Here is a 25,091-nt window from a genome sequence, read left to right as displayed (position 1 = left end):
AAACGCTTCCCGGAAACGTAAAATAATTTGCATATATCTGCATAGGAGAATATTGTATCTTAATTATTTCTTACATTGCAGTGCGTTTCCTTGACTTTTTATGTTATATAATATATAATATATTCATTATATGTCGAAAATACGGTATGAAGGTCTGTCCGGCTTACTTAAGCAGGCTCGGCGAAAGGATATTTCTGATATGAAGAAAAAAAGGGGCGGGGGCGCACGGCTTTGGACCCGTAAAGAGATTAAAGGCAGTGCAAGATCAAATCTGAAAAAAAATTATATAGCGTGCTTTGCGGTATGTTTTATTATGGTATTTATCGCCGGTCAGTACGGCGGAACAACTCAGTTTATATCCAGCTATGATAATGAAAACGTTGCGGATATACGATACAGCGGAGATTTTAAGCGTGACGCTGTTGAGGAGCTTAAAAGGACTGGAGTAAGCGCTAATGAAATATCTGAGAAATATAATATAGGTAATTTTGAAGCGGTACAGCGCTGGGAGAAGATTTACGATGAGCTTGGGCCGGAGGCTTTAAATTCCAAGGAGATATCTCTTTTTAATACGGGTACGGAAAACTCCAACTGGAATATTGTCCATAAGGCTACGAACTGGATAATAAAAACAGAAGGAAATATAGGAAAAGCCGTTGACGACGGGGTGGAAAGATTTGTTAAAGGCGCTGCCGATTCCTTCGACAGTCTGACGAAGCAGCATTCTTCTAAATTTCAGGCCGTAAACGCAGTAGTAGAGCTGTTTTCAAGAAAATATACATGGGAAGTTGTCGTTACCTGCGTAAGCGCACTTTTCAGTATACTTATAACGGTTTTCATAGCCAATGTACTTATTGTAGGCGAAAAAAGATTTTTTATGGAAAGCCGCACTTATCACGGAACCAGAATAGGAAGAATGGGTTTTTTATATAAAGACAGAAAGCTGAAGCCCGTAAAGACTATGCTGCTGAAGGATGTATTTACCATTCTATGGACTTTTACAATTATAGGTGCGTTTATAAAGCCTTTTGAATATTTGATGATACCGTATATATTGGCTGAAAACCCGTCCGTAGATTCAAAGCATGCGTTTAAGCTTTCAAAGCAGATGATGAAAGGAAACAAGTGGAAGGCAGCAAAGCTTATGATATCATATGCGCCCTGGTATCTTGCGGCAGTTATTCCCGCTTCTGTAATAGGTCTGGCATTTTTAGGAGGCACGTCAGGAATTCATGCCGACGTTATAGTAAACGTATTTGTGGGCATTCTTTGTATGGCGTTTCTCAATCCATATAAGACGGCCGCTGAAACGGAGCTTTATATTATCCTGCGGAGAAAGGCAATTAAAGATAACTGCCTGTTCAGCGAGGACCTAAATGACAGATATATTGATCTCGATCTGCTTGAGGAGCAGCTTAAAGCGGAAGGCGGCGGAACGGAAGCTGTTGAGATCCCTTAAATATAAGCTCCGCACTGCGCTGGCAGAACGGAGAATTAAGGCAGCTCAGCTGCTGAATTTAATATGAACGTCGCATATCTCAGCGTCTGTTCCTATGCGCATAAACGGTCCGTATACTCCGACTCCTGAGGTAACGACGGAATACATAGAATCTTTTTTTATTACTCCGCAGGGATTTTCCCACATAAGGCCGACTGTAAGGTTGCCGGGGAAAAGCTGACCGTCGTGAGTATGGCCGGAAAAATCAATATCCGCTCCTGCGTCGGCAGTTTCCTGAAGCTCCGACGGCTCGTGGTCTATCACGAATATCGGCTTTGATTTATCCAGTCCTTCGGTAAGCTCCTTAATTGATTTGCGTTCTCCGTCAGGAGTACCGGGTTTATGAGCGTCGCGGCGGCCGACAAGATAGAAGCTGTCGTCAATAAGGACCGATTCGTCCTGAAGCAGATTTATATTTGCCTTTTCCAGAAAATCAGTCATTGACGTGTCGTTTGCCGGGTTCTCTCCCCAGCTGAACGTAAAGCCCATAAGGATCTTCTCGTTAATATCGTGGTTTCCGTAGGTCGCCCAGACTCCGTATCTGGAGTCTATTGAAGCAAGCAGCTGCGCAAGCCTTTCGGGGTCGTCCAGACCGTCAATACTGTTATCAAATATATCTCCGGCAAAAATTACTATGTCAGGGTCGCATGAATTGATCTTATCTACCATCTGTTCTATGTGGTCAGTGCCAATGGCGTAGCCCATATGAGTATCTGCGATCAGTACAGCATTAAGCTGTGTAAGCTCTCCGCAGGATTTGTTAATGGTAATTTTATAGGGAGTGGTTTTTATTTCTCTTGCGTGAACAGAGCCGTACAGACAGAATACTGCGGTGCAGACCGCTATTGCAGAACCTGCGGTAACGGTTCCTATCCGTGAAAGTATTCTCTTTTTTCTCAGAGGAGTCCGTTTTATGATCAGCCTAATCAGATCGCCGAGAACTATAAACATCAGAGAATAAAGCATTACTCCTGTCCAGAAAGTTGAGAAACGCCTTATTAGAATAGAAAGTCCGAATTTCGGCAGCAGAAAGGCCGTTATAGGTGATAGTGCGCAGAGGAAGAAAATAATACCTACAGGTATCATAAACCGGCGTTTATCAAGAATAGCCGTACAGTTTTTTGTCCAGTGAAAGATCCTCAGCAGCATATAAAGATTTGCCGCAAAATATAAGGGTACAAGAAAAAGGAATATCATTAAACGATCCGTGCCTTCCTTAAAAAATATATGATATGAAGTTATTATACACCAAAAAGAACCGCTTTGCAATATATAATAAAAAAATCAGCCGATCGGCGGGCTGTAGTAATGTTTTGAAGCAGTGCCGAAGAAGAAAGGAATATGATAAAAATGGAGCTTAATCTGACGCTGGAGGATCTCAGGGGTCTTGATCAGTACCCGGGGATAGCCGCACAGCAGAGCGCTCATATAGCGCTGGGCGGCGGCCGTAAAATAATTCACAGAGATTATCACAGAAAATATGCGATCACGTCTATAATTCTTATGTTTTTTATCTTTGCGCTGATAGGCTGGCTTTGGGAAGTCGCTATTCACGTTGTCGAGGACGGAAAGCTGGTTAACCGAGGTGCGCTTCACGGGCCCTGGCTTCCTATTTACGGAGCAGGGGGAGTTCTGGGAGTAATACTTCTGAGAAAGTTCGTCGACCGTCCTGTACTGACGTTTTTTCTTGTAGTTACCGTCTGCTCTGTTGTCGAGTATGCGACAAGCTGGTACCTTGAAACTTATAAGCATATACAGTATTGGAATTATGACGGATACTTTATGAACCTGAACGGCAGGATATGCCTTGAGGGAGCGCTTATATTCGGCTTTGCCGGCTGTGCAGGGATTTATATACTAGCGCCTTTCTTCGACGATCAGATAAAGAAGATACCGCCTAAGGTAAGGCTAAGCGTCTGTATTATTCTGGTTACCGCAATAGCCGCTGATTTTCTTTATTCAAGGGAACATCCTAATAAGGGAGAGGGAATAACAGATTATATAGCGCTGCCGTGTTCTCAGCTGTATACCGATCATATTCCTGCCGACGTTTTTCAGTATATTGATATTACATAAATAAACAACCCGTCTGATTGAACCGATCAGGCGGGCTGTTTTGTTTTCTTCTATTCCCTTCCGCTCCAGCAGTAGGTACAAAGACAGTCGGGGTCTATTCCTATTGATTTTATCATATCGTCAAGACGGTGATAACGCAGTGAAGTAAAATTCAGCTCTTTTCTTATTTCTTCAAGCATCTCCTGATAGTTCCGGCTGTTTGGATCGGCGTAATCAAGAAGAGTTTCACGGGAAGCGTTATCTCCTTCCCGTTTTGCAATAATACGCCTTGCGATCAGATCCATCTCTGAGGTCGAGCGGGAGAAGTTAAGATACTTACAGCCGAAAAGCAGCGGAGGACAGGCGGGGCGTATATGAACCTCCTTTGCGCCGCTGCTGTACAGAAATTCCGTGGTTTCACGGAGCTGAGTGCCTCTTACGATTGAATCGTCTATAAGCAGCAGACTTTTATCCTTAATAAGGGAATCTACAGGTATAAGCTTCATTTTCGCTATACGGTTTCTCTGCGACTGGTTAGGCGGCATAAAGGAGCGCGGCCATGTCGGGGTATACTTTATAAAGGGACGTGCAAATGGTATTTTTGAATAGTTTGAATATCCTATAGCGTGTGCTGTACCCGAATCGGGAACACCTGCTACAAGGTCGGGAGAAACGTTATCTCTCTGAGCAAGCATAGCTCCGCAGTTATATCTCATCTGCTCTACGCTTACGCCCTCATATGAGGAGCAGGGGTAGCCGTAGTAGACCCAGAGAAATGAGCATATCTTCATTTTTTTTCTTGGTTCAGATAAGGTTTCGACGCCCTCGGGGGAAATAAAAACGATCTCAGCAGGACCAAGCTCTCTTAGGTGCGAATATCCAAGATTGATGTACGCAAAGGATTCAAAGGAAACGCACCAGCCGGAATCCTTCTGACCCAGAGCTACCGGCGTTCTGCCGAGCTTGTCCCTTGCGGCATAAATACCCTTGCTTGTCATAAGAAGGAGCGTCATAGAGCCGTCTACAAGCTCCTGAACATACTTTATGCCTTCAACGATTGAATCCTTTTGGTTTATAACTGCGGCGACAAGCTCTGTTGCATTGACTTCTCCCCCGCTCATTTCAAGAAAATGAGTATGACCGTTTTTATATACAAGGTCAAGCAGTTCGTCTGTATTGTTTATTTTTCCGACGGTCGTAATAGCGTATGTACCGAGATGAGAGCGTACCATAAGCGGCTGAGGCTCATAATCTGAGATACAGCCTATTCCCATTGATCCGCTCATTGTATTTACGTCGTCGGCGAATTTGGTTCTGAACGGTGAATTTTCGATATTGTGGATTGCTCTGTTAAAGCCTTTTTCTCCGTACATTACCATACCGGCTCGCCTTGTTCCGAGGTGTGAATGATAATCGGTACCGTAAAATACGTCATACACGCAATTTGAAGAATCTGTGTCAGCTGAAGAACCGGAATGGTTTTTTGTAACCGCGCCGAAAAATCCTCCCATTATTTCTTACCACCTTATAATATAATTTAAATAACCGGAAAAGGTATCCGGTTCGATAAGTATAAATTAATTATAACTCATAAACTTTTGATTTTCATTATATATTTGTAAATTATCAGCTTGCACGGTCTGCGTAAAAAATTTATAAAATATACTGGAAAAACGCTTAGCTATATGCTATAATAAAAAACATATGGATTATATTATTGTATATATGAGTACAAATTTTGAAAGGGTGTTCTTTTATGCTGTCTGATATTGAGATCGCCAAGCAGGCTGAAATGAAAAAAATTACGGAGATCGCAGCCGAACTGGGAATTTCCGAGGATTATCTGGAGCCTTACGGTCATTATAAAGCAAAGCTTTCGGAAGAGCTTTTTACCAGACTTAAAGACAGAGCTGACGGAAAGCTTATTCTTGTTACCGCGATAAATCCTACTCCTGCAGGAGAGGGCAAGACAACGGTATCCGTAGGTCTTGCGGAGGCAATGGCCAAAATAGGGAAAAAAGCGATCCTTGCATTAAGAGAGCCGTCGCTCGGACCGGTTTTCGGTATCAAGGGTGGCGCTGCGGGAGGCGGTTATGCTCAGGTCGTACCGATGGAGGATATAAATCTTCACTTTACAGGAGATATGCACGCTATTACTTCTGCTAACAATCTTCTGTGCGCTTTGATAGATAATTCGCTGCAGCAGGGAAATCCTCTCAATATAGATCCCAGAAGAATTTTATTTAAGCGCTGTCTGGATATGAACGACAGAGCGCTCAGAAATATAGTTATCGGCTTAGGCTCAAAGGTAAACGGTATACCACGAGAGGACAGCTTTCAGATAACCGTTGCTTCTGAGATCATGGCAATTCTCTGCCTGTCCTCCGATCTTGCAGACCTGAAGGCTCGGCTCGAGAGGATACTTGTAGGATATACCTATGACAATAAACCTGTTTTCGCAAGAGAGCTTAACGGCTGCGGGGCAATGGCGGCGCTGCTTAAAGATGCGCTTAAGCCTAATCTGGTTCAGACTCTTGAAAATACTCCGGCAATAATGCACGGCGGGCCCTTTGCGAATATCGCTCACGGCTGTAATTCCGTAAGAGCGACAAAGCTGGGACTGAAGCTTGCCGATTACTGTATAACCGAAGCCGGGTTCGGCTCTGATCTGGGAGCGGAGAAATTCTTCGATATAAAATGCCGTTTTGCAGGATTGAAGCCAAGCTGCGTTGTGATCGTTGCAACGATACGCGCGCTTAAATACAACGGCGGAGTTCCGAAAAATGCCCTTACCGAAGAAAACACAGATGCGCTGAGAAAGGGTATTGTCAATCTTAAAACCCATATTGAAAATATGCATAAGTTCGGAGTTCCGGCAGTAGTGGCGATAAACCGCTTTAATACCGATACTGACGCCGAAATAAGTGTTATAGAGGAAACCTGCCGCGAAATGGGCGTTGAATTTTCACTTACTGAGATTTTTGCAAAAGGCGGCGAGGGCGGTACCGAGCTTGCAGGCAAGGTCTGCGATACGATAAAGCGCTGTGAAGATTCAGCCGATTTCAAGCCTCTTTATGATGAAAAGCTTCCGATAAAGGAAAAGCTTGATATTCTGGCAAGAGAGATATACCGTGCCGACGGAGTAAATTATACGGCTCAGGCTGAAAAGGCAATTGCCGAGATCGAAGGTCTCGGCTTCGGAGGGATACCCGTATGCGTTGCGAAAACTCAGTATTCGCTGTCGGACGATCCTGCAAAGCTGGGAAAACCGGAGAACTTCAAGATAACCGTAAGAGATATGAGACTTTCCTCAGGAGCAGGCTTTGTAGTTGCATATACCGGGGATATTATGACTATGCCGGGACTTCCGAAGATCCCCGCCGCAGGCAGGATCGACGTTGACAACGACGGCAATATTTACGGATTGTTCTAAGCCAAATTCAAGACAAAAACAATAGTTATTTAAAATAAACGGGCGAATCGGGTACGTTCCTGCAATAGTTTTGCAGAGATGTACTTAGTTCGCCCGTTTTGCTTTATAAGACAGGTTTCGGCGGTTATCAGCCGTTTTCAAGAGCCGTTATCTTGGCTATTCTTTTTTCGTGTCTTTCCTCTCCCGAATATTCCGTACCTACAAAGGCGTCTACAAGATCAAGCGCTGTACCTTCACCGACTACCCTTGCGCCGAAGCAGAGAATATTGGCGTTATTATGCTCTCTTGTCAGCCTTGCGGAAAAGCTGTCGGAGCAGCAGGCGGCTCTTATTCCCTTTATTTTATTGGCGGCTATGGACATTCCTACTCCCGTTCCGCAGATCAGTATTCCCAAGTTGCATTCTCCGTTCAGTACCTTGCCGCATACCAGCTTTGCTGCGTCGGGAAAGTCGCACTTTTCACCTATGGCACAGCCCATGTCCGTACATTCGATCCCCTTTGATTTCAGATGCTCGATCACCGCAAGCTTGAGCTGTGGTGCGGCGTGGTCGTTTCCGATTGCAATCTTCATAGCTTTTCCTCCGTAAAATCAACTGTATTTTTGTTCTGCTGATAAAAAACATCGGGTTTTATCAGCATTTAAGAAATCTTTTGTCTTTATCGGGTATTCCTTTATCGTCAGAAATATAACGCTCTGCTTTTATGTGCAGTCCGTATTTTTCCCTGAGCTTAATTATCTGTTCCATCATGGGAGAAGCGTGATGTCTGTCGATTGCCGTCTGATCCTCCCAGCTGTCTATAAGAAGCACTGTTTCCCTATCTTCCATAGGAAAGAAATATTCATATTTTATATTTCCCTTTTCCAGGCGTATTTTATTTACGATCCCGCTTGAAACCATTTCCTCAGCAAATTTTACCGCACTTCCGTTTGTACCGGTATAATAAATATTTATAGTAATTGCCACTTCAGATCGCCTCCCAAAATATATATTCTGAAATTTGTTTTATGACTATCTGTGCGCCTTGTCTTTTTCTGCCTTGGTTGCCTGTAGATAGCTTGCCTCCAGTCTGTCGGGCGAAACCGCATACTGAGGGTTAGCCGCAAAAGCCATACAAAGCGAAGATGCCTTCTGAAGCCGGTCAGCTGCCGGAGCAGTAATTACATTATCATTTTCTGCGAAAAAGGAGGATTTAAACTCTTGCGCATGATCTCCCGTAAGCATGATTTTCTCAGAGGTGTCAAGCGAAGCGCAAAGCTCCTCTTCGCCGCATACCTTATCGTTGTCTGTACGGACGAGCTTTCCGTTTTCGGAATAAAATCCTCCGGTATAAACTATCTTAGGGCGGGCCTTCATGACCGGAACTATTTTTCCCTGAAACGCAAGACAGTTATAGGCAAGCGCTTCGAGCGTTGAGATCCCTGCGCATTTTATATGCGGAGCGCCCATGCATATTCCCTTTACTGCGGCGATACCTATCCTCAGCCCCGTATAAGAGCCGGGTCCGTTTGCCACTGCGATACCGTCAATATCCTCCCAGCCGATCCCACAGGCGTTCATTACCTCATTAGCCATAGGAAGAATTATCTGCGAATGAGTAAGCTTTGTGAAAAGTATTTTTTCGCAAAGTATTTTGTCTTTGTCTGCAGCGGCGCATGAAGCTACCCTGCCGGACGTGTCAATTCCCAATATCGTCAAAACGTTCATCTCCGGTAATAATAAATTTTCTTGTGTTTTCGCCTGTCCGCCTGATCTCTATGATAATTGAGTTTTCCGGAAGTTCTTCCTCTATGTTTTCGCTCCATTCAACTGCAATTACCGTATTATCGTCCATATAATCATAGAAGCCTGTAGTTTCCAGATCGTCAGGGGAGGTTATTCGGTACATATCGAAGTGGCAGAGGGAAAGCTTTGATCCGCAGTATTCGTTGACAAGCGCAAAGGTAGGCGAGGTGACCTCGTCCCCAAGTCCCATCCCAATGGAAATACCTCTGGTAACAGTGGTTTTTCCTGCGCCGAGACCGCCTTTATATGCAATGCAGTCGCCGCCTTTCAGCCGCGCGCCTATTTTTTCTCCCAGCATTATTGTTTCCTCCGGAGAAGCGGTAATGATCTCAATTGATTTTCTCATAATTTCCTCTTATCAGTCAGGTTCACGGATCCGTTAGTGAACCTACAGCTTAATTTTATAAAGTCCATGCCTGTTGCAGTAAGCAAGGATCACGCACGAGCCGTTCATTTTAAATCTTGCTTCGGGGCTCTGTTCGGGATACAGCTTTACGATACTGACATTTGAATCGGTAACGCAGGCAATAAACGAGATATAATGTTCCTTTTTCATGGGGTGTTCAAGCGTTATATAATGCTCGTAATCTATCTGCTCAGCTGAAATAATGTGGCTGCTGTCCTGCTCCTCAGCTTCCAGAGGAGGAAGGGTTATTCCGCAGCATGAAAACGCTCCTTCGCCGCAGGAAAAAAGTATATTTCCGCACATAGGGCATACATAAAATCTGCCTTTAAGCATATTGGCGGATCTGTTTGAGTTTTCGGACCATTCCCCCGCAAGCAGCTCCGCTGCCGAGACCTGGAGCTCCCGTGCCAGCGGCTCTATTATTGTTATATCGGGAAGTCCCCTGCCCGTTTCCCATTTTGAAACGGTTTTGTCGCTTACCGAAAGCCTGTCGGCAAGCTGCTTTTGAGTAAGATTTTTTCTTTCACGCAGGCTTCTTATAGTTTTCCCTGAAATATAGTTCATAAAGCACTCTCCTTAATTTACTTTACTTTAAGTATAAGCTGCCGCTGAGTTTTTTTCAACCTACGCTTCGCAGAGTTATGGGTTCTTATTCATAAAGTAGTAGTTAAGCAGAAGATCTACCATTCGCCCGTAGGATCTTTTTCCGTCCTCGACGCCGTTAAGCTTAAGGGAAGCCTCCATTGCCTTGTCTGAAACCTTTGCCACCGTTTTGCTTGGAAGCAGGCCTTTATCGCTTTCCTGAACCGACTGCCAGTAATCCGAATTGCCGTTCATGTCTGCAATAACTCCTGCGTCAAGCCTTGAATATATCTGAGAGATCGTTTCGGCGCTGCAATTGTCCCTTACCTGACCTATAACGTATTTTAGCGCATTCAGATAGCCGCTGTACCTGTATTCGGTATCATCGCTTGCGTCGCAGGCCAGAAAGGCTATAAAGCTTGCCTCGTCCTCAAGTATAAAGCCCTTGGTGTGCGCAAGCTCATGACAAATGGTGTCCGGCAGATTTGAGGGGTACATTTCGTCGTTGTAATTAGCCTCCATTGTAAACGGAAAATATATTCCCATCAGATACTGCTGGCTCATAAAATAAGAATACATGACCGGCTTTGGGGTCACATAAAAGCCTGAAAGCTGAGGATAATCCTTTCCCAGCTTCTTCATTGCGCTTTTTGCCGTTTCGTCAAGGTCTGCGGTAAGTATAAACCTGCCGTTTTCGTCCCTCTGGACCTGAACAGAAAGCTCGTTTGTCCGTGCGGTAAGGTATCCGCATAATTCCTCCAGCTGTGCCGTTGTATACTGCTCCTGCGGGATCCCATATGTTTCGGCGAATGTCGAGCAGTGATACAGGATAAAGCAGTTCAGCGTTTCGGTGACCGCTATAAAGGCAATTATCCACAGATATGTAAGTGCGTATATCTTCCCGAGCTTACGGCGTCTGCCTTTTTTGATAATAAGAAGTACGATCAGCAGTATCAGCGAAAGCGGAACTCCGATAACCGCAGTCCAGATAAGCAGCTCGCCGAAGGAAATCGGCAGAAGAGAGGTAAGCCTGCCGTAGGTTTCAGTCCATACGGGAAAGATATATACTCTGTACCAGTCGCAGAACGCTGTCGAAATCCATGCTGTCACGTTTAATATTATGCATACAATAAAAAGTCCGGATAATATCCATGTAGATTTTTTGATTGATTTTATGGATCTCATTCCCGATTCCTTTCATTAAGTAAATAGTTTAAGAGGTATAAAGTCTGTATTTGCCAGTTTGTTGCCGTCACTGTCAAGAATAACAAACAAACCCTCTGCGCCGTCAAGTTCCGAAAAGCTCAGCCGTCCCTCAGACAAATAGAACTGGACTGGTATGCGTGAAAGTGCGCCGGGCCAGATGATCTCTGTATAATCGTACTTTCCGAAGGAGCATCTGATTTTTTGAGAAGCCGCAGGCAGCTTTGTGTTATACAGCTGTATATTGATCGGCTTTTCCGATTTGTTTATAAAGTACATATAAGAATCAGCTTTTGTGCCGTCCGTTTCGCTCTTGCCGCAGTAAATAGCGCAAAGATCGCCGGAATAGATATTTACTGCGTCCTTTGGAACTGCTGCCTTTATTCCGCTTTCGTTAAATCGGACTGTAAATTTTGGAGTTTGGCATATATACGATTCCTTTCCGTAATGTCCGTCGTCGTATTTTATATCCAGCATAGCGGTAACCTCAGAAACGCTGCCGAAGCTTTCGGTAAAATCTTCTCCGACAGATAAGCAGAAGTATTCATAGCTGTTTTGATCAGTTTTGACAGCGTTGTTAAGCTCATACATCAGCCCGTTGACCATTCCGGAGGGGATAATGGAAATAGGCTTATCGAGCTTATTGTACAGTTTCAGCCAGATTTCCTCAGTGTTATCATCCGACAAGGCTGATAATACATATTCCAGCTTTACGCTGTCGTTTTCAAAAATCGTACTGCCTGAAATAAGCTTTCCGTTTTCGTTTTTTAGTTCCGCATCTATTTCCGTATGATCTGCTTTACTCAGGTACTGAGCTTTAAATTCGGTAGCAGGAATATCCTCCTTGACCGGCTTTTCTTTTTCCGGCGGCTTCATGCTGTCCGGTATCTCAACAGTTATATTTTCTGTAACTTCGACCGTATCTGCAAAAATCCATTCCTTTATATATTCTAATGAATCCGATATCTCTGCATTAAAGCTGACGGAGTTCAGATCCATATAGTTTATGGTATTGTTGGAAGTATAGACTTCAAGGCTCAGCCAGCCTTCTCCCCCTGCGGGAATACAGCCCTCGAAGCTTCCGGAAAAATCCTCGTGACTGAAGCTTTCGGCAGAGCTTTTTATGTAAATATCCTTATCGGTTTTATTGTGCGCATAAAAAATAAGCTTGATGTCTTCTTCGTCAATATCTGCTCTTATAAAATCCAGCCTTGCGTATTTACTGTCTAAAAGTTCCGCCGTAACAGGAACGGAGGTTTTCTTTTTAAGATCCTTGTATACTATTTCAATTTCATCAGACAGACTTCCGTCAATATATGAAGAATTACCTGAGGTATAAAGTTTGAGCGAAAGCTTATTTGCCCAGCTTATTCCGTTAAGGTAACAGGATATCTCGTCGGTCTCCCCCGGCTCGAGGTTACCGGAAATCAGTTTCCAGCTGTTCTTGGTTACTCCGTCTGCGCATATATAGGATGAGTTTATTCTTTTATCCTCATCGGAATTGTTTTCAACCTCCATATTTACTGTAAATCCGTAATCTTCGGTATATTCTATACCGCAAATTCTTACAGATACTCCTCCGTAGGAGTAAATAACGTCATCTCCCTGAGCCTTGCCGTCTGTGAATGCTTTGATACTGATAGGTTTCAGGTCTTCATAAGCTGTTTCCTCCGTAACCATCTGAGCAGCACCGCTGTTGATATTCCTGTCCGTCTGTTCAGAATCGGAGCAGGATGAAAAGCCCGTTATTGCCGCCGCAGTCAGAATGCACAGCAGCTTGCCCCTTATTTTCATTTTCTGTCTTAATGCCCTTTTCGGTGGGCATTTCCTCCTTCTGTTATAATATGCTGTCTTACCCCAAAGCATATAGCTTTACATCTTATACTGTACCATAAATATGCGTCCTTGTCAAGAAAACGGTAAACGTCAAGGGTGCGGAAAGATCGGGAAACATGGCATTTAATATATTGCACATAAAAAATATCCGTCAGTTTTAAAATTCTGACGGATATGATTTTATTCTGCTGTATTATACTGCGTCAAACGCTTCCTTAAGATCAAGAATAAGATCGTCTATATGCTCAGTTCCGATAGAAAGCCTTATAGTATTCGGCTTTATACCCTGGTCGGCGAGTTCCGCCTGGCTTAGCTGAGAATGAGTCGTGGTAGCAGGGTGAATAGCAAGCGATTTTACATCGGCTACGTTTGCCAGAAGCGAGAATATCTGAAGATTATCTATAAATTTCTTTGCTTCAGCTGCTCCTCCCTTTATCTCAAACGTAAATATTGAGCCGCCGCCGTTTGGAAAATACTTATCAAAAAGCTTTTTGTATCTGCTGTCCGCAAGAGAGGGGTGATTTACCTTTTCCGTCTTTGGATGAGCCGACAGAAAATCAATTATCCTTTTAGTATTTTCAATATGTCTTTCAACTCTAAGAGAAAGCGTTTCAAGCCCCTGCAGGAAAATAAACGCATGGAAAGGCGAAAGCGCAGCTCCCGTATCTCTCAGGAGAACAGCTCTTATCTTTGTAACAAATGCCGCTTTTCCGGCTGCCTTTGTAAATGATACTCCGTGATAGCTGGGGTTAGGCTCTGTAAGCGACGGAAACTTTCCGCTTTCTTCCCAGTCAAAATTTCCGCTGTCGATAATAACTCCGCCAATTGCAGTGCCGTGGCCTCCTATGAATTTAGTTGCCGAATGAACGACTATATCCGCTCCGTACTCTATAGGTCTGAGCAGAAACGGCGTAGCAAAGGTGCTGTCAACGACAAGCGGTATCTTATGTGCATGAGCGATCTGAGCGACCTTCTCGATATCTATAACGTTTGAGTTGGGATTTCCCAGGCTTTCAATAAATATCGCCTTTGTATTTTCCTGAATTGCATTTTCAAAAGCTCCCTCCTCGTCAGGATCGACGAAGGCTGCTGTAATTCCGTATTCGGGCAGCGTATGAGCCAGCAGGTTGTATGTTCCGCCGTAAATAGTTTTTGCCGCTACGATATGATCTCCGGCGTGTGCCAGATTCTGAATCGTATAGGAGATCGCCGCAGCTCCGGAAGCTACCGCCAGCGCCGCGACTCCGCCCTCCAGCGCCGCTATGCGCTTTTCAAATATATCCTGAGTAGGGTTAGTAAGTCTGCCGTAAATATTTCCAGAGTCGGTAAGGTTGAATCTTGCTTCGGCGTGATCGCTGTTATGAAAAACATAAGACGCTGAAGCGTAAATAGGAACGGCCCTTGCGTCTGTAGTCGGATCTGCCTGCTCCTGTCCGATGTGTATCTGCTTGGTTTCAAAGTGAAGCTTTCTTTCGTTTATTGTACTCATTTTAATTACCTCTTTCATTATTATTGTGATTTATATGCTTTTGCTTTATTCATAACATCGGCACATTCGCTCTGATAATATGATCTGAGGAGTATATTTTAAAAATTCCATAAGATCCTGTCCTTTGTTTTATTCATATTAATCCTATTAAAATACTATGTTTTATGCTTATATAATAACATACCTGAATCTATTTGTCAACCGGTATTTTATTTGAATCTTAATTTTATAAAATCTTCTAAAACAAAAGCCTGGAATGACATATTGATTCAGCAGTCTGCACAGTAAATCATTCTCCCCCGGAGAACAAAATTTCAGGGGGGAGAAAACCCGCCTCTGAATTTTGTCAGAGGCGGGTTCTGTTATAATAATAATTGTACTTATAAATACTGAACATACGGGAAAACCGCTTCTTTCTCATCTGCGGTAACAATAGTAAAGCTTCCGTCATATATACAAAGCATATTTCCCTTGCTGTAATAAAGCTTAACGATCGAGCCGTCCTCGCCGTAAATCAAAATAAAAGCCGAGCAGCCGGGATGTTCTTTGTTGAATTTCGTCAGTGTGCTTTCCGGGTTCCCCTTGTTCTGGGATAAAGGATTCTTTTCGTTGCCGTTGAACTCAAAAATACCTGATATATTTTCGCTGTCCAAAGATTTAAGAATCTGAGTCGCTATCTCATAATCTACCTTGTTGCCCTTTGCATCGGTTATTTCAGAAGTGTTTTTCTTCTGAGCTCTTCCTATCATCCAGTTTGTGATACAGCCGCATCTTTTTCCATCAAACTTTTTATCCGTAAGAAGCGGATACTTGCTGTCCGCTATTATATCGGTAAGTGCGGCAGACGCAGAATTTACAATAATTTTTGTTTCGGTCATTATTGCCTTTTCCCTTGCCTTTCGTACATATCCCATTAAAGACGGTACAAGAAGACCGGCAAGAATACCGATAATTGCTATAACAATAATAACTTCAACCAAGGTAAAGCCCTTGACGCTGTGTTTTCGCTTATTCATATTATTCCCTCCGTTTTTGAAATAAAGCAGATTCCCCAATCTGTATTTATATTATACCAATCTGGTGAAGATTAGTCAATACGGGCGGAAGTACCTGTATTTATAATTTACATTTATATCACAGTTTGTCTTATGCGGCAGATATATTTTGAGGTTTTTAAAATTTCAAACGTTTAAACAGTAAGCGTAATTGGATATAATGACGAAAAACAATAATTATATATTTTAAAAAGAACGCAATAATAGCAAATTAGCCCTGAAAATAATCGCTTATCAGCTTAATTACAAGCTGCGGATTTTACATTGTGTTCATACATTTTATTTTATTTCATTCAGCTGTTTCAATCGTTTGAATTCTGAAAATAAAAAACTGCCTGCTGAAAAAGCAGACAGTTTTCAGATATATCAAAGCTTAATGAGTGCCTCTCTTAACATAAGTAGTATGCAGAAGCTTGTGAGCTCTAGGCTTTCCGGGAGCATCGAAATACTCGTCATACAGCAGCCTGATAACTGGACTTTCGTGGGATTTCCTCAGCTTCATGGAACTGTCGGCGTCGTAAAGCGCCTTGGCTCTTGTAGCCTTAAGCTCCTTGTAGTTTCTTACCGAGTCGCTCTGAACAGGCTGACCTCCGCCGTTTATACAGCCTCCGGGGCAAGCCATTATTTCAACCATATGATAATTCTTCTCGCCGGACTTGACCATTTCAATTATCTTTCTGGCGTTGGAAAGACCTGAAGCTACGGCAACGTTGACCTCGACTCCGCCTACCTTGTAGGTCGCTTCCTTAATGTCCTTTGTGCCTCTTACTTCCTTGAACTCGATCTTCTTTGCGTTTCCGTCCAGCATATATGCTGCGGTACGGAGAGCGGCTTCCATAACTCCTCCGGTAGCTCCGAATATTGCAGCGCCGCCTGATGCGGTTTCAAACGGATCGTCAAAGACCTCGTCGTTCATGTCTACAAAATTTATACCTGCACCCTTTATCATCTTGGCAAGCTCTCTTGTTGTAAGAGCAACGTCAACGTCGTCAAAGTCAAAGGTCCTAAGCTCTTCGCGGGTTACCTCAAACTTCTTTGCAGTACAGGGAATAATGCTGACAACATACAGATCCTTGGGGTCGATACCGTTCTTCTGGCAGTAGTAGCTCTTGAGAACTGCGCCGAACATCTGCTGCGGTGATTTGCAGCTTGACAGATGAGGCAGGAACTCAGGGTAATAATGCTCGCAGAACTTGATCCAGCCTGGGCAGCAGGAGGTAAACATAGGAAGAGTTTTCTTCTTGGTGATACGCTCGATAAGCTCGTTGGCTTCCTCCATGATCGTAAGGTCGGCGGTAACGTCCATATTAAATACCTTATCAACGCCCAGACGTCTTATTGCAGCTACCATTTTGCCCTCAACGTTTGTGCCGATTGGCATTCCGAAGCTTTCGCCAAGAGTAGCACGGATAGAAGGAGCGGTAAAGAATACGACCTTCTTATTGGGATTTGAAATTGCGTCCCATACCTCGTCTATATTGCTCTTTTCGTTGAGTGCGCCAACAGGGCAGGCAACGATACACTGACCGCAGCCTACGCAGGGCGACTCGTCAAGGCTCTTTTCAAATGCACAGCCGACATGAACGTTGAAGCCTCTCTTGATAGGACCGATACATGAAACGCTCTGAACGTTCTTGCAAGCGGCAACGCATCTCATGCATTGGATACATTTGTTGTTATCTCTTACGATATAGGGTGAGGCGTCGTCTATTGGATAAATAACGTCGTCGCCCTTGAATCTGTCCTCGTCAACGCCGTAGTCGAAAGCTAGCTTCTGAAGCTCGCAGTTGTTTCCTCTTACGCAGGACAGGCATTTCTTGTGATGGCTTGAAAGTATAAGCTCGATAGTAGTTTTTCTTGAAGCTCTTACCTTAGGCGTGTTGGTAAGTATCTCCATTCCCTCCTCAACGGGATATACGCAGGAAGCAACAAGACCTCTTCTGCCTACTATTTCAACAACGCATACGCGGCAGGCGCCTATGCAGTTTATATCTTTAAGATAGCAAAGCGACGGAATTTCAATGTTGACTGCCTTTGCGGCCTGTAAAATAGTAGAGCCGGCAGGAACTTCAACAGGTATTCCGTTCACCTTCAGATGAACCATTTGTGTTTTTTCCATTTTAAAATGTGACCTCCTCAACTACTTTTTAAGCACTGCGCCGAACTTGCAGTTCTTTTCGCACAGTCCGCACTTGATGCACTTTGTCTTGTCTATCTTGTGAGGCTGCTTTACAGTACCCTCGATCGCGTCTACAGGACAGTTTCTTGCACAGAGCGTACAGCCCTTGCAAAGACCCGGATCTATCTCGTAGTGAAGCAGGCTCTTGCAGACGCCGGCAGGACAATGCTTATCCTTGATGTGAGCGATATATTCATCTCTGAAATAATTGATCGTTGATAGAACAGGGTTTGGAGCCGACTGTCCGAGAGCGCAGAGAGAAGATGACTTCATATGGTTTGCAAGCTCTTCTATCTTGTCAAGATCCTCTGGTTCTCCGTCGCCGGAGGTGATCTTTTCAAGGAACTGCAAAAGTCTTCTTGTTCCGATACGGCAGGGAGTGCACTTTCCGCAGGATTCGTCTACAGTAAAGTTTAGATAGAACTTGGAAATGTCCACCATACAGGTGTCCTCGTCCATGATGATAAGTCCGCCCGAACCCATCATTGAGCCGAGAGCCGTCAGATGCTCATAATCGATAGGAGTATCTATATGGCAGGCAGGAATACAGCCGCCTGAAGGTCCGCCTGTCTGAGCAGCCTTGAACTTCTTTCCGTTGGGAATGCCGCCGCCGATCTCCTCGACGATCTCACGCAGAGTCGTACCCATAGGGATCTCAACCAGGCCTACGTTTGTTATCTTTCCGCCGAGAGCGAAAACCTTAGTACCCTTTGAGGTCTCTGTACCCATTGAGGAATACCACTTAGCGCCCTTGCGTATGATCTGAGGTATATTTGAATAGGTCTCAACATTGTTAAGAACGGTCGGCTTTCCGAAAAGTCCCTTTACGGCAGGGAACGGAGGACGGGGGCGAGGCTCTCCTCTGTGACCCTCGATAGAGGTCATAAGAGCTGTTTCCTCTCCGCAGACAAATGCGCCTGCGCCCAGACGTATCTCAATATCAAAGGAGAATTTTGAGCCGAGGATATTCTCTCCGAGAAGTCCGCACTCTCTCGCCTGACCAAGTGCGATCTCAAGTCTCTGAACAGCGATAGGATACTCGGCGCGGACGTAAATATAGCCCTGATTTGCTCCGATAGTGTATCCGGCGATCGTCATGGCCTCGATTATAGCGTGAGGATCTCCCTCAAGTATCGAACGGTCCATGAAAGCGCCCGGGTCGCCTTCGTCGGCGTTGCAGCATACATATTTTATATCTCCCTTAGAAGCCTTTGCAAACGCCCACTTCTTTCCTGTCGGGAAGCCTGCGCCGCCTCTTCCTCTAAGTCCCGAATCAAGAAGCTCCTGAATAACGTCGTCAGGCGACATTTTGGTAAGAACCTTTGCAAGCGCCTGATAACCGTCGGTAGCTATGTATTCTCTTATGTCCTCGGGATTGATAACGCCGCAGTTGCGAAGTGCGATCCTCAGCTGCTTTTTGTAGAAGTTAGTTTCTGAAAGTGAGATGATAGAGCCGTCAGTATGAACGGTTTCTTTATAAAGCAGATCCTTTACGATATTGCCCTTCTTGATATGCTCATCAACTATTCTTATAACGCCCTCGGGAGTAGCCTGGGAATAGAATGCGCCTTCCGGATAAACAATAAGTATAGGACCTAATGCGCAAAGACCGAAACAGCCTGTCTTAACTACCAGGACCTCCTTGTCAAGCCCCTGCTTCTGAAGCTCGCTTTCCAGTGCCTCTATGACCTTTTTGCTTCCCGACGAGGTACAGCCGGTACCTCCGCAGACCAGTATCTGCTTGCGGTAGCCCGTTTTCTTTGCAAGCTTTTCGCCCTCTTCGGCAACAAGCTTTCTGACTTTAACAAGGTCGGAAAATTCTTTTTTTATCTTATTTAATTCTTCGATCGTCATTTCTTATCGGAACCTCCTTTTTTAGTCAGGTAGGAATCAATGATGGAAGCGACCTGGTCTGGAGTGACCTTACCGTAAACATCGTCGTTTACCATCATTACCGGAGCAAGTCCGCAGGCGCCTACGCAGCGGCAGGAATCAATTGAAAACAAACCGTCGGGAGTACATTCTCCTGCCTTGATTCCCAATCTTTTCTCAACTGCCTCAAGTATTTTGTCAGAGCCCTTTACATAGCAGGCGGTGCCTAGGCAAACGCTGATCCTGTTTTCACCCTTTGGAGTAAGGGAGAACTGTGAATAAAAGGTAGCAACACCGTACACCTCCGAAAGGGAAATTCCCAGACCGTCGGCGATCATAGTCTGAACTTCTATAGGCAGGTATCCGTAAATATCCTGAGCCTCCTGAAGAATAGGCATTAATCCGCCCGGCTGATCGTGATGCTTGGCGATGATCTCTTTGAGCTGTCTTTCCTGAACGATGGTTCCCTTAAATGTATTCAGGGATTTTTCATTCATAACATAACCTCCTACAATATTAAATACGGCAAAAAGCCGCAGAATACACTTTCCGCAGACCGGCAGATATATTCTTTTCAAACGTTTAAGCGTATATACGGAAACTGTTATTGACTAAAAAACATATACCATATATACATAAGTCATGTAAATAATTATACATTATTATTCTCTGAATTTCAAGGGTTTTTTGAATATTTTTGTGCAGTTTTTACGATTTTCTGTCTTTATGTCACTTTACACAAAATTTTATATGAATTTTCGTCGAAAACGATTAACAAGTAAATACAGTCAAACAAAACGCCGCCTGCGGCAAATGTCCGCAGACAGCGTTTCATGCTGATATTATGCTGTTTGGCCGCCGGCTGGTCACAGCTCGGAAAGAAATTCCTCAAGCTCGGCTTCGTTCATAGCGCCGACGGATTTTTTTACGCATTCACCGTTTTTGAAAACCAGCAGCGTCGGAACGAACTCGACTCTGTATTCAGCTGCGGTTTTCTGCGACTCGGAAGCGTTTACCGAAACGAAATCAAATTCTCCGTGTCTTTCGGACGCTTCTTTGAAAAACGGCTCTAGTATCTTGCAGGACGGACACCAGTCTGTGCTTACGTCTGCAATAACTGTTTTCGGATTTTGAAGGACCTTTTCTTTAAAATCAAGATCCGATACCTTTAATACTGCCATACCTACCATTCCTTTCTATGTATACTTTTTTGGTCTATTTTTATTATAGCATTATTTTATCGGGTTGTCAAGAGCCGTCTATCTATACGGTAAATAATTAAGATTAAATATTATATAGTCATAAATATACGCTGCGATCGACGGAAATAAAACCGTTCGCTTGCAAAATTACTCCGTAGCAGCAGGGCGGCGCTTTGCTTAAAAAGTTTATAATTAACGTCTTGACTTGTGCAGTAAAATCAGTATACTGGTTATATGAAACTCAGGAGGAAAACAGAAAGGATATTATTATGAAAAAATTGCTGTGTATGCTTCTGCCTCTGGCGGCGGCTATTTCAATTTCAGGCTGCTCCGGCTCGGACGGAACTTCAGGGAACTCAGAAGCGCAGGCTTCTTCTGCGTCGTCCTCTGTTCAGACATCAGGCGGAGCGGGTTTCCGAGTTGACGGAACAAAGCTTCTTGACGCAAACGGAAACGAGTTTGTAATGAGGGGTATCAATCATGCTCATACATGGTTCAAGGATCAGGCGGCTGTAGCTGTTCCGGCGATTGCAGATACGGGTTCAAATGCGGTAAGACTGGTGTTTTCGGACGGTCAGCAGTGGGAAAAGGACGATCTGGCTTCGGTGAAGAGTCTTATTGAGCAGTGCAGGGAGCTTGATATGATAGCTATTGTGGAGGTTCACGACGGAACGGGAAAGGATGATACAGGCTATCTTGAAAATGCGGCTGATTACTGGATAGAAATGAAGGATGCGCTTATCGGAAACGAGGATCACGTTATCCTGAATATAGCCAACGAGTGGGTCGGACAGTGGGACGGAAAGCTGTGGCGCGACGGTTATGTAAGCGTAATTCCAAAGCTCCGTGAAGCCGGAATAAGCAATACTATTATGGTAGACGCGGCAGGCTGGGGCCAGTACGGTCAGAGTATTGCCGATTACGGGCAGGAAGTCTTTGATTCCGACCCGAATAAGAATACGATGTTTTCGATACATATGTACGGAAGCGCCGGAGGAAGCGAAACGTCTATAAAAAAGAATCTTGAGGGAGTTACCGGACAGGGGCTTTGCGTGTGCGTAGGCGAGTTCGGCTATACTCATTCCGACGGCGACGTTGACGAGGCATTCCTGATGAAGTACTGTACGGAAAACAATATAGGCTATATGGGCTGGTCATGGAAGGGAAACGGCGGCGGAGTTGAGTATCTCGATATAGCTCAGGAATGGGACGGATCCAAGCTTTCCTCCGACTGGGGAGATGTCCTTATAAACGGAGAAAACGGCATCAAGTCGACTGCCCGCAAATGCAGCATATTTGAATAAAACCGATGAAACGTTTGGCGTATCAGATTCGGCATAAAATAAGCTATACCCGCAGAAACAGTATTCTCTGCGGGTATATTTATGCAGAACTGTTTAGCGGATATGGTTTTAATCGGAAAGAGAAAGCAGTATAAGCAAATGCCTGAAAGAAGCTTGATTTAACTCTTGCAGAATGTAAAATATTATCAGATTGTGCATAATGCCTAAAAATTAAAGGGTTTTCTTAAAGACTATAGACAAATGAAAATCAATGTGCTATAATTATATTAATGAATAGCAAAAATTTAATTCTCATGGATCAGATTTTTGCTTAAACTACAGAAAGGAACCTGACAATGCTGCATGAAAAATCCTGTGGCGCTATTGTTTACAGAAAGTTTCACGGCAACACGGAAATACTGCTTATAAAGCACGTTAACAGCGGGCATTGGTCATTCCCGAAAGGGCACGTTGAAGGTAATGAAACTGAGATCGAAACTGCAAAGCGGGAGATAATGGAGGAAACCGGGATAGATGTGAATCTTGACCCTACCTTTCGTGAGATAGTATCATATTCTCCGAGGAAGGATACTCAGAAGATCGTGGTTTATTTTATTGCAAAGGCTAAGAATACCGACTTTGTTCCTCAGGAGGAGGAGATAGCGGAGATCAAATGGGTAGAGATCGGAAGAGCGGGACAGGTGCTTGCCTACGAGAATGACCGGAGTATTGTAAACAAGGCTAAAAAATTTATTATCTAGAAAACGGACTGCTTAATGCGGTCTGTTTTTTTGCGTATAAAATTCGTCATAATATTTGAGTTATTTTGTGAAAATACACAATAAAATCCATAACAGGTTGTTTATTCATACGAAACTATCGGCATTAAGCATTTTACGGCTTGACTTTACCGCTTTTAGTATATAGAATATAGTTGTTAACAATATTCGTAAATACCGGTATTAAAACTTATTTTATGAAAGGACTTTTTATGGTAAAGGATAGACGATTTGCAGTAAGAACGGCAAGATTGCTGACAGCGGTTGTTCTCTGTGCGGCAATACTGTTGGGATGGTCGTACAGTCCGCAGGCAGAAGCGTCGGCGGCGGGGTTTTATGTAAGCGGCACGACCATATGCGACGCAAACGGAAATGCGTTTGTTATGAGAGGAGTAAACGTTCCTCATGCATGGTTTACTTCTCAGACGGCGGTATCCCTCTCTGCTATAGCCGATAAGGGCGCAAATACGGTAAGGGTAGTCCTGTCCGACGGTGACAAATATGCCAGGACCTCAGCCTCTGAGTTTCAGAATATTATTGATCTCTGCAAGGCGAACAAGCTGATATGCGTTGCTGAGGTACACGACGCAACGGGAAGCGATAATTCATCCGATCTGAACAAGGCTGTAAATTACTGGCTTGAGATGAAGCAGATACTCAACAGCAATAAGGAATATGTTATTGTAAATATTGCAAACGAATGGTACGGTTCGTGGAACGGCTCTGCCTGGGCGGACGGATACAAAAGCGCTATAAGTACACTCAGAAGCGGCGGAATTAAAAATATGCTGATGGTAGACTGCGCAGGCTGGGGACAGTATCCTGATTCCATTAAAAATTACGGCAGAGAGGTGTTCAATTCCGACGAGGACAGAAATACGGTATTCTCGATACATATGTATGAATATGCCGGAGGAAGCTCTTCAACGGTAAAAGCCAATATAAACAACGCTCTCGGAATAGGAGTCCCTGTTGTTATCGGCGAGTTCGGAAACCGACATACCGGCGGCGACGTTGACGAGGCGGCTGTAATGAGCTGCTGCACTCAGAAAAATGTCGGCTATCTAGGCTGGTCTTGGAAGGGAAACAGCTCAGACGTTTCATATCTTGATATTTCAAACGACTGGGCAGGTCAGGATCTTACCGACTGGGGAGATACTTTGTTTAACGGCGCTAACGGAATTGCTCAGACATCTTCTTTATGCTCGGTATATACCGGAGGCTCTGACAGCTCGGGCGGTGACGATTCATCTCAAGCAGGACAGTTTGATACGGAAATACTGTTCTCCGGAGCTGCTTCGGCGTCAAACTGGGGACAGGCTGTTTCGGTTATGACGACCAAGAACGGAGGAAGCTTTAATCCCGGAATTATGACCGCCGACGGATATTTCTATGTTGAATATTCGGGAGATTCGGCGGAGCTTATTATGCAGAGCTGGTCGGGCGGAAGCGAATGGGCAAAGGTAACGCCAGCTGAGATCGGAGCTGCAAACGGACACAGCTATGCAAAGTACTCTTACAGCAGCTGCGTAGCGGCGTTCGGCTCGGATAACTTCAGCGGACTGCTTGACAATATCCATGTCGGAGCGGCTTCCGGTTCGGTTACGGTTTATTCTCTTGAATACCGTTGTCCGATCTAAAAGGTATAATTAAAGGGGCGTTTAGAACGTCCCTTTTTTGCTTTTTGAGAAGCTTTTATAAGCGGAAAAGACAGGAGATCTGAATTCAAGCGGCTGAATATTAAAAATGTTCCACGTGGAACATAAGTACGGAAATAAAACGGCAGATCAACGGTTTGTGCAAAGCAAAAATGCAGTGAATAAAAAATGTACAAATGGATAATAAAATATTAAACAGCCCTGAGGAAATATATGCTTAATAAAGGCAAAATTCCGCAGCCGTCAGATCCTTACAGGCGATCCTTCTGTTTCCCCTTAAAGCTCTGCTTCAGATCCCGCTGTGCTGACAGCGCCGGATCTAAAACAGTTATCTTTGTACATTAAGAGATCATTTGATATAAAACTTTTTTCCGGCGTATCACTTTTTGTTCTTTTCCAGCTTTACAGAAGATATAACCGCATATACCAGAGTCAGAATAACAACGGCTATAACAATATAAAATATCCATTTCAGCTTAGTTAACAGCTGAACTGCGTTTAACAGGAATATTGATCCGAGCAGAATAAAAACAATTCCCGACTGACGATAATAGGGTTTCTTATTCATTTTTTTACGTTCCTCTTCCGAAGCGTATAAATAAGCGTTGTTAAACAGAAAACCCTTCTCCTTAAACTGAAAAAAGCTTAAAGTAAATAAAGCGGCGGATATAATTATCAGAATTACAGCAGATATAATCATTTTGATCCTCCTCCAGACACGGTCTTTTTGAATTATTGATCATAACACAAGTATAACAGTTGTGAACGGAGGTGTCA

22 protein-coding genes are annotated in these 25,091 nt (G+C 44.0%); 6 read left to right on the top strand and 16 right to left on the bottom strand.

Translation table 11 applies throughout. From position 1 onward, the window contains the following. The first annotated feature begins 199 nt into the window (after window positions 1-199). A complete protein-coding gene (locus ACYQ0H_RS00480) occupies window positions 200-1,459 on the top strand; it encodes a DUF975 family protein (protein ID WP_459810869.1) in 1,260 nt (419 codons plus the stop codon). Window positions 1,460-1,504: 45 nt separating this feature from the next. Here ACYQ0H_RS00480 and ACYQ0H_RS00475 read toward each other — a convergent pair whose 3' ends face one another. Beyond that, a complete protein-coding gene (locus tag ACYQ0H_RS00475; protein WP_459810868.1) occupies window positions 1,505-2,695 on the bottom strand; it encodes a metallophosphoesterase in 1,191 nt (396 codons plus the stop codon). Window positions 2,696-2,839: 144 nt separating this feature from the next. Here ACYQ0H_RS00475 and ACYQ0H_RS00470 point away from each other — a divergent pair, with 144 nt between their 5' ends. After that, the gene (locus ACYQ0H_RS00470; protein ID WP_459810867.1) at window positions 2,840-3,574 is read left to right on the top strand and encodes a putative ABC transporter permease; all 735 of its coding nucleotides are present in this window, start codon (window positions 2,840-2,842) and stop codon (window positions 3,572-3,574) included. 50 nt (window positions 3,575-3,624) lie between these two features. On the opposite strand, the gene ACYQ0H_RS00465 is transcribed toward ACYQ0H_RS00470, so the two are convergent. Continuing rightward, window positions 3,625-5,064: an amidophosphoribosyltransferase gene (locus ACYQ0H_RS00465; protein WP_459810866.1), complete on the bottom strand. Its 1,440-nt coding sequence runs from the start codon at window positions 5,062-5,064 to the stop codon at window positions 3,625-3,627. 245 nt (window positions 5,065-5,309) lie between these two features. Here ACYQ0H_RS00465 and ACYQ0H_RS00460 point away from each other — a divergent pair, with 245 nt between their 5' ends. Next, on the top strand, window positions 5,310-6,986 hold the full coding sequence (locus tag ACYQ0H_RS00460; RefSeq protein WP_459810865.1) for a formate--tetrahydrofolate ligase: 1,677 nt from the start codon (window positions 5,310-5,312) through the stop codon (window positions 6,984-6,986). A gap of 127 nt (window positions 6,987-7,113) precedes the next feature. On the opposite strand, the gene rpiB is transcribed toward ACYQ0H_RS00460, so the two are convergent. The 13 genes from rpiB to ACYQ0H_RS00395 all read right to left on the bottom strand — a co-directional run bounded on the left by rpiB (window position 7,114) and on the right by ACYQ0H_RS00395 (window position 20,573). Beyond that, complete coding sequence (gene rpiB, locus ACYQ0H_RS00455; RefSeq protein ID WP_459810864.1) at window positions 7,114-7,557, bottom strand: ribose 5-phosphate isomerase B; 444 nt, start codon at window positions 7,555-7,557, stop codon at window positions 7,114-7,116. A gap of 61 nt (window positions 7,558-7,618) precedes the next feature. After that, window positions 7,619-7,951: a putative quinol monooxygenase gene (locus ACYQ0H_RS00450; protein WP_459810863.1), complete on the bottom strand. Its 333-nt coding sequence runs from the start codon at window positions 7,949-7,951 to the stop codon at window positions 7,619-7,621. A gap of 45 nt (window positions 7,952-7,996) precedes the next feature. Continuing rightward, on the bottom strand, window positions 7,997-8,683 hold the full coding sequence (gene tsaB, locus ACYQ0H_RS00445; protein ID WP_459810862.1) for a tRNA (adenosine(37)-N6)-threonylcarbamoyltransferase complex dimerization subunit type 1 TsaB: 687 nt from the start codon (window positions 8,681-8,683) through the stop codon (window positions 7,997-7,999). After that, window positions 8,664-9,116 (bottom strand): tRNA (adenosine(37)-N6)-threonylcarbamoyltransferase complex ATPase subunit type 1 TsaE, encoded by a 453-nt coding sequence (gene tsaE / locus ACYQ0H_RS00440; protein ID WP_459810861.1) that lies wholly within the window; start codon window positions 9,114-9,116, stop codon window positions 8,664-8,666. Before tsaE ends, tsaB begins: the two co-directional genes overlap by 20 nt. Window positions 9,117-9,158: 42 nt before the next feature. After that, complete coding sequence (locus tag ACYQ0H_RS00435; protein ID WP_459810860.1) at window positions 9,159-9,740, bottom strand: helix-turn-helix domain-containing protein; 582 nt, start codon at window positions 9,738-9,740, stop codon at window positions 9,159-9,161. 75 nt (window positions 9,741-9,815) lie between these two features. Continuing rightward, window positions 9,816-10,943 (bottom strand): DUF3810 domain-containing protein, encoded by a 1,128-nt coding sequence (locus tag ACYQ0H_RS00430; RefSeq protein WP_459810859.1) that lies wholly within the window; start codon window positions 10,941-10,943, stop codon window positions 9,816-9,818. Between the two features lie 15 nt (window positions 10,944-10,958). After that, the gene (locus ACYQ0H_RS00425) at window positions 10,959-12,755 is read right to left on the bottom strand and encodes a hypothetical protein (RefSeq protein WP_459810858.1); all 1,797 of its coding nucleotides are present in this window, start codon (window positions 12,753-12,755) and stop codon (window positions 10,959-10,961) included. Between the two features lie 235 nt (window positions 12,756-12,990). Continuing rightward, window positions 12,991-14,286 carry an O-acetylhomoserine aminocarboxypropyltransferase/cysteine synthase family protein gene (locus ACYQ0H_RS00420; protein WP_459810857.1) on the bottom strand — a complete coding sequence of 432 codons (1,296 nt, stop codon included), beginning with the start codon at window positions 14,284-14,286 and terminating at the stop codon, window positions 12,991-12,993. A 380-nt stretch (window positions 14,287-14,666) separates the two neighbouring features. After that, window positions 14,667-15,302: a prepilin-type N-terminal cleavage/methylation domain-containing protein gene (locus ACYQ0H_RS00415; protein WP_459810856.1), complete on the bottom strand. Its 636-nt coding sequence runs from the start codon at window positions 15,300-15,302 to the stop codon at window positions 14,667-14,669. Window positions 15,303-15,714: 412 nt separating this feature from the next. Continuing rightward, window positions 15,715-17,460 carry an NADH-dependent [FeFe] hydrogenase, group A6 gene (locus ACYQ0H_RS00410; RefSeq protein ID WP_459810855.1) on the bottom strand — a complete coding sequence of 582 codons (1,746 nt, stop codon included), beginning with the start codon at window positions 17,458-17,460 and terminating at the stop codon, window positions 15,715-15,717. 21 nt (window positions 17,461-17,481) lie between these two features. Beyond that, complete coding sequence (locus ACYQ0H_RS00405) at window positions 17,482-19,374, bottom strand: NADH-ubiquinone oxidoreductase-F iron-sulfur binding region domain-containing protein (RefSeq protein ID WP_459810854.1); 1,893 nt, start codon at window positions 19,372-19,374, stop codon at window positions 17,482-17,484. Next, window positions 19,371-19,889: an NADH-quinone oxidoreductase subunit NuoE gene (gene nuoE, locus ACYQ0H_RS00400; RefSeq protein ID WP_459810853.1), complete on the bottom strand. Its 519-nt coding sequence runs from the start codon at window positions 19,887-19,889 to the stop codon at window positions 19,371-19,373. The genes ACYQ0H_RS00405 and nuoE overlap by 4 nt, the downstream gene beginning before the upstream one ends. Window positions 19,890-20,258: 369 nt before the next feature. Beyond that, window positions 20,259-20,573, bottom strand: coding sequence for a thioredoxin family protein (locus ACYQ0H_RS00395; RefSeq protein WP_459810852.1), 315 nt, complete (start codon window positions 20,571-20,573; stop codon window positions 20,259-20,261). Window positions 20,574-20,863: 290 nt separating this feature from the next. On the opposite strand from ACYQ0H_RS00395, the gene ACYQ0H_RS00390 reads away from it, so the two are divergent. The 3 genes from ACYQ0H_RS00390 (at window position 20,864) to ACYQ0H_RS00380 (ending at window position 24,296) form a co-directional block, all read left to right on the top strand. After that, window positions 20,864-21,898 carry a glycoside hydrolase family 5 protein gene (locus tag ACYQ0H_RS00390; protein WP_459810851.1) on the top strand — a complete coding sequence of 345 codons (1,035 nt, stop codon included), beginning with the start codon at window positions 20,864-20,866 and terminating at the stop codon, window positions 21,896-21,898. A 335-nt stretch (window positions 21,899-22,233) separates the two neighbouring features. Next, window positions 22,234-22,638 carry a bis(5'-nucleosyl)-tetraphosphatase gene (locus ACYQ0H_RS00385; protein WP_459810850.1) on the top strand — a complete coding sequence of 135 codons (405 nt, stop codon included), beginning with the start codon at window positions 22,234-22,236 and terminating at the stop codon, window positions 22,636-22,638. 230 nt (window positions 22,639-22,868) lie between these two features. After that, entirely contained in the window at window positions 22,869-24,296 is a 1,428-nt protein-coding gene (locus ACYQ0H_RS00380; RefSeq protein WP_459810849.1) for a cellulase family glycosylhydrolase, read from the top strand. Between the two features lie 397 nt (window positions 24,297-24,693). On the opposite strand, the gene ACYQ0H_RS00375 is transcribed toward ACYQ0H_RS00380, so the two are convergent. Then, a complete protein-coding gene (locus ACYQ0H_RS00375) occupies window positions 24,694-25,014 on the bottom strand; it encodes a DUF3784 domain-containing protein (RefSeq protein WP_459810848.1) in 321 nt (106 codons plus the stop codon). Window positions 25,015-25,091 lie beyond the last annotated feature (77 nt).

The organism is Hominimerdicola intestinalis (assembly GCF_054655215.1).
The sequence above is the reverse complement of the archived record's forward strand: the minus strand, read 5'-3'. Positions and strand labels throughout refer to the sequence as shown.

Bases quoted from the DNA above. Each gene is read 5' to 3' on its own strand.
- ACYQ0H_RS00480 (WP_459810869.1), top strand. From the start codon at position 200: ATGAAGAAAAAAAGGGGCGGGGGCGCACGGCTTTGGACCCGTAAAGAG.
- ACYQ0H_RS00475 (WP_459810868.1), bottom strand. From the start codon at position 2,695: ATGATATTCCTTTTTCTTGTACCCTTATATTTTGCGGCAAATCTTTAT.
- ACYQ0H_RS00470 (WP_459810867.1), top strand. From the start codon at position 2,840: ATGATAAAAATGGAGCTTAATCTGACGCTGGAGGATCTCAGGGGTCTT.
- ACYQ0H_RS00465 (WP_459810866.1), bottom strand. From the start codon at position 5,064: ATGGGAGGATTTTTCGGCGCGGTTACAAAAAACCATTCCGGTTCTTCA.
- ACYQ0H_RS00460 (WP_459810865.1), top strand. From the start codon at position 5,310: ATGCTGTCTGATATTGAGATCGCCAAGCAGGCTGAAATGAAAAAAATT.
- rpiB (WP_459810864.1), bottom strand. From the start codon at position 7,557: ATGAAGATTGCAATCGGAAACGACCACGCCGCACCACAGCTCAAGCTT.
- tsaE (WP_459810861.1), bottom strand. From the start codon at position 9,116: ATGAGAAAATCAATTGAGATCATTACCGCTTCTCCGGAGGAAACAATA.
- ACYQ0H_RS00435 (WP_459810860.1), bottom strand. From the start codon at position 9,740: ATGAACTATATTTCAGGGAAAACTATAAGAAGCCTGCGTGAAAGAAAA.
- ACYQ0H_RS00430 (WP_459810859.1), bottom strand. From the start codon at position 10,943: ATGAGATCCATAAAATCAATCAAAAAATCTACATGGATATTATCCGGA.
- ACYQ0H_RS00425 (WP_459810858.1), bottom strand. From the start codon at position 12,755: ATGAAAATAAGGGGCAAGCTGCTGTGCATTCTGACTGCGGCGGCAATA.
- ACYQ0H_RS00420 (WP_459810857.1), bottom strand. From the start codon at position 14,286: ATGAGTACAATAAACGAAAGAAAGCTTCACTTTGAAACCAAGCAGATA.
- ACYQ0H_RS00415 (WP_459810856.1), bottom strand. From the start codon at position 15,302: ATGAATAAGCGAAAACACAGCGTCAAGGGCTTTACCTTGGTTGAAGTT.
- ACYQ0H_RS00410 (WP_459810855.1), bottom strand. From the start codon at position 17,460: ATGGAAAAAACACAAATGGTTCATCTGAAGGTGAACGGAATACCTGTT.
- ACYQ0H_RS00405 (WP_459810854.1), bottom strand. From the start codon at position 19,374: ATGACGATCGAAGAATTAAATAAGATAAAAAAAGAATTTTCCGACCTT.
- nuoE (WP_459810853.1), bottom strand. From the start codon at position 19,889: ATGAATGAAAAATCCCTGAATACATTTAAGGGAACCATCGTTCAGGAA.
- ACYQ0H_RS00395 (WP_459810852.1), bottom strand. From the start codon at position 20,573: ATGGCAGTATTAAAGGTATCGGATCTTGATTTTAAAGAAAAGGTCCTT.
- ACYQ0H_RS00390 (WP_459810851.1), top strand. From the start codon at position 20,864: ATGAAAAAATTGCTGTGTATGCTTCTGCCTCTGGCGGCGGCTATTTCA.
- ACYQ0H_RS00385 (WP_459810850.1), top strand. From the start codon at position 22,234: ATGCTGCATGAAAAATCCTGTGGCGCTATTGTTTACAGAAAGTTTCAC.
- ACYQ0H_RS00380 (WP_459810849.1), top strand. From the start codon at position 22,869: ATGGTAAAGGATAGACGATTTGCAGTAAGAACGGCAAGATTGCTGACA.
- ACYQ0H_RS00375 (WP_459810848.1), bottom strand. From the start codon at position 25,014: ATGATTATATCTGCTGTAATTCTGATAATTATATCCGCCGCTTTATTT.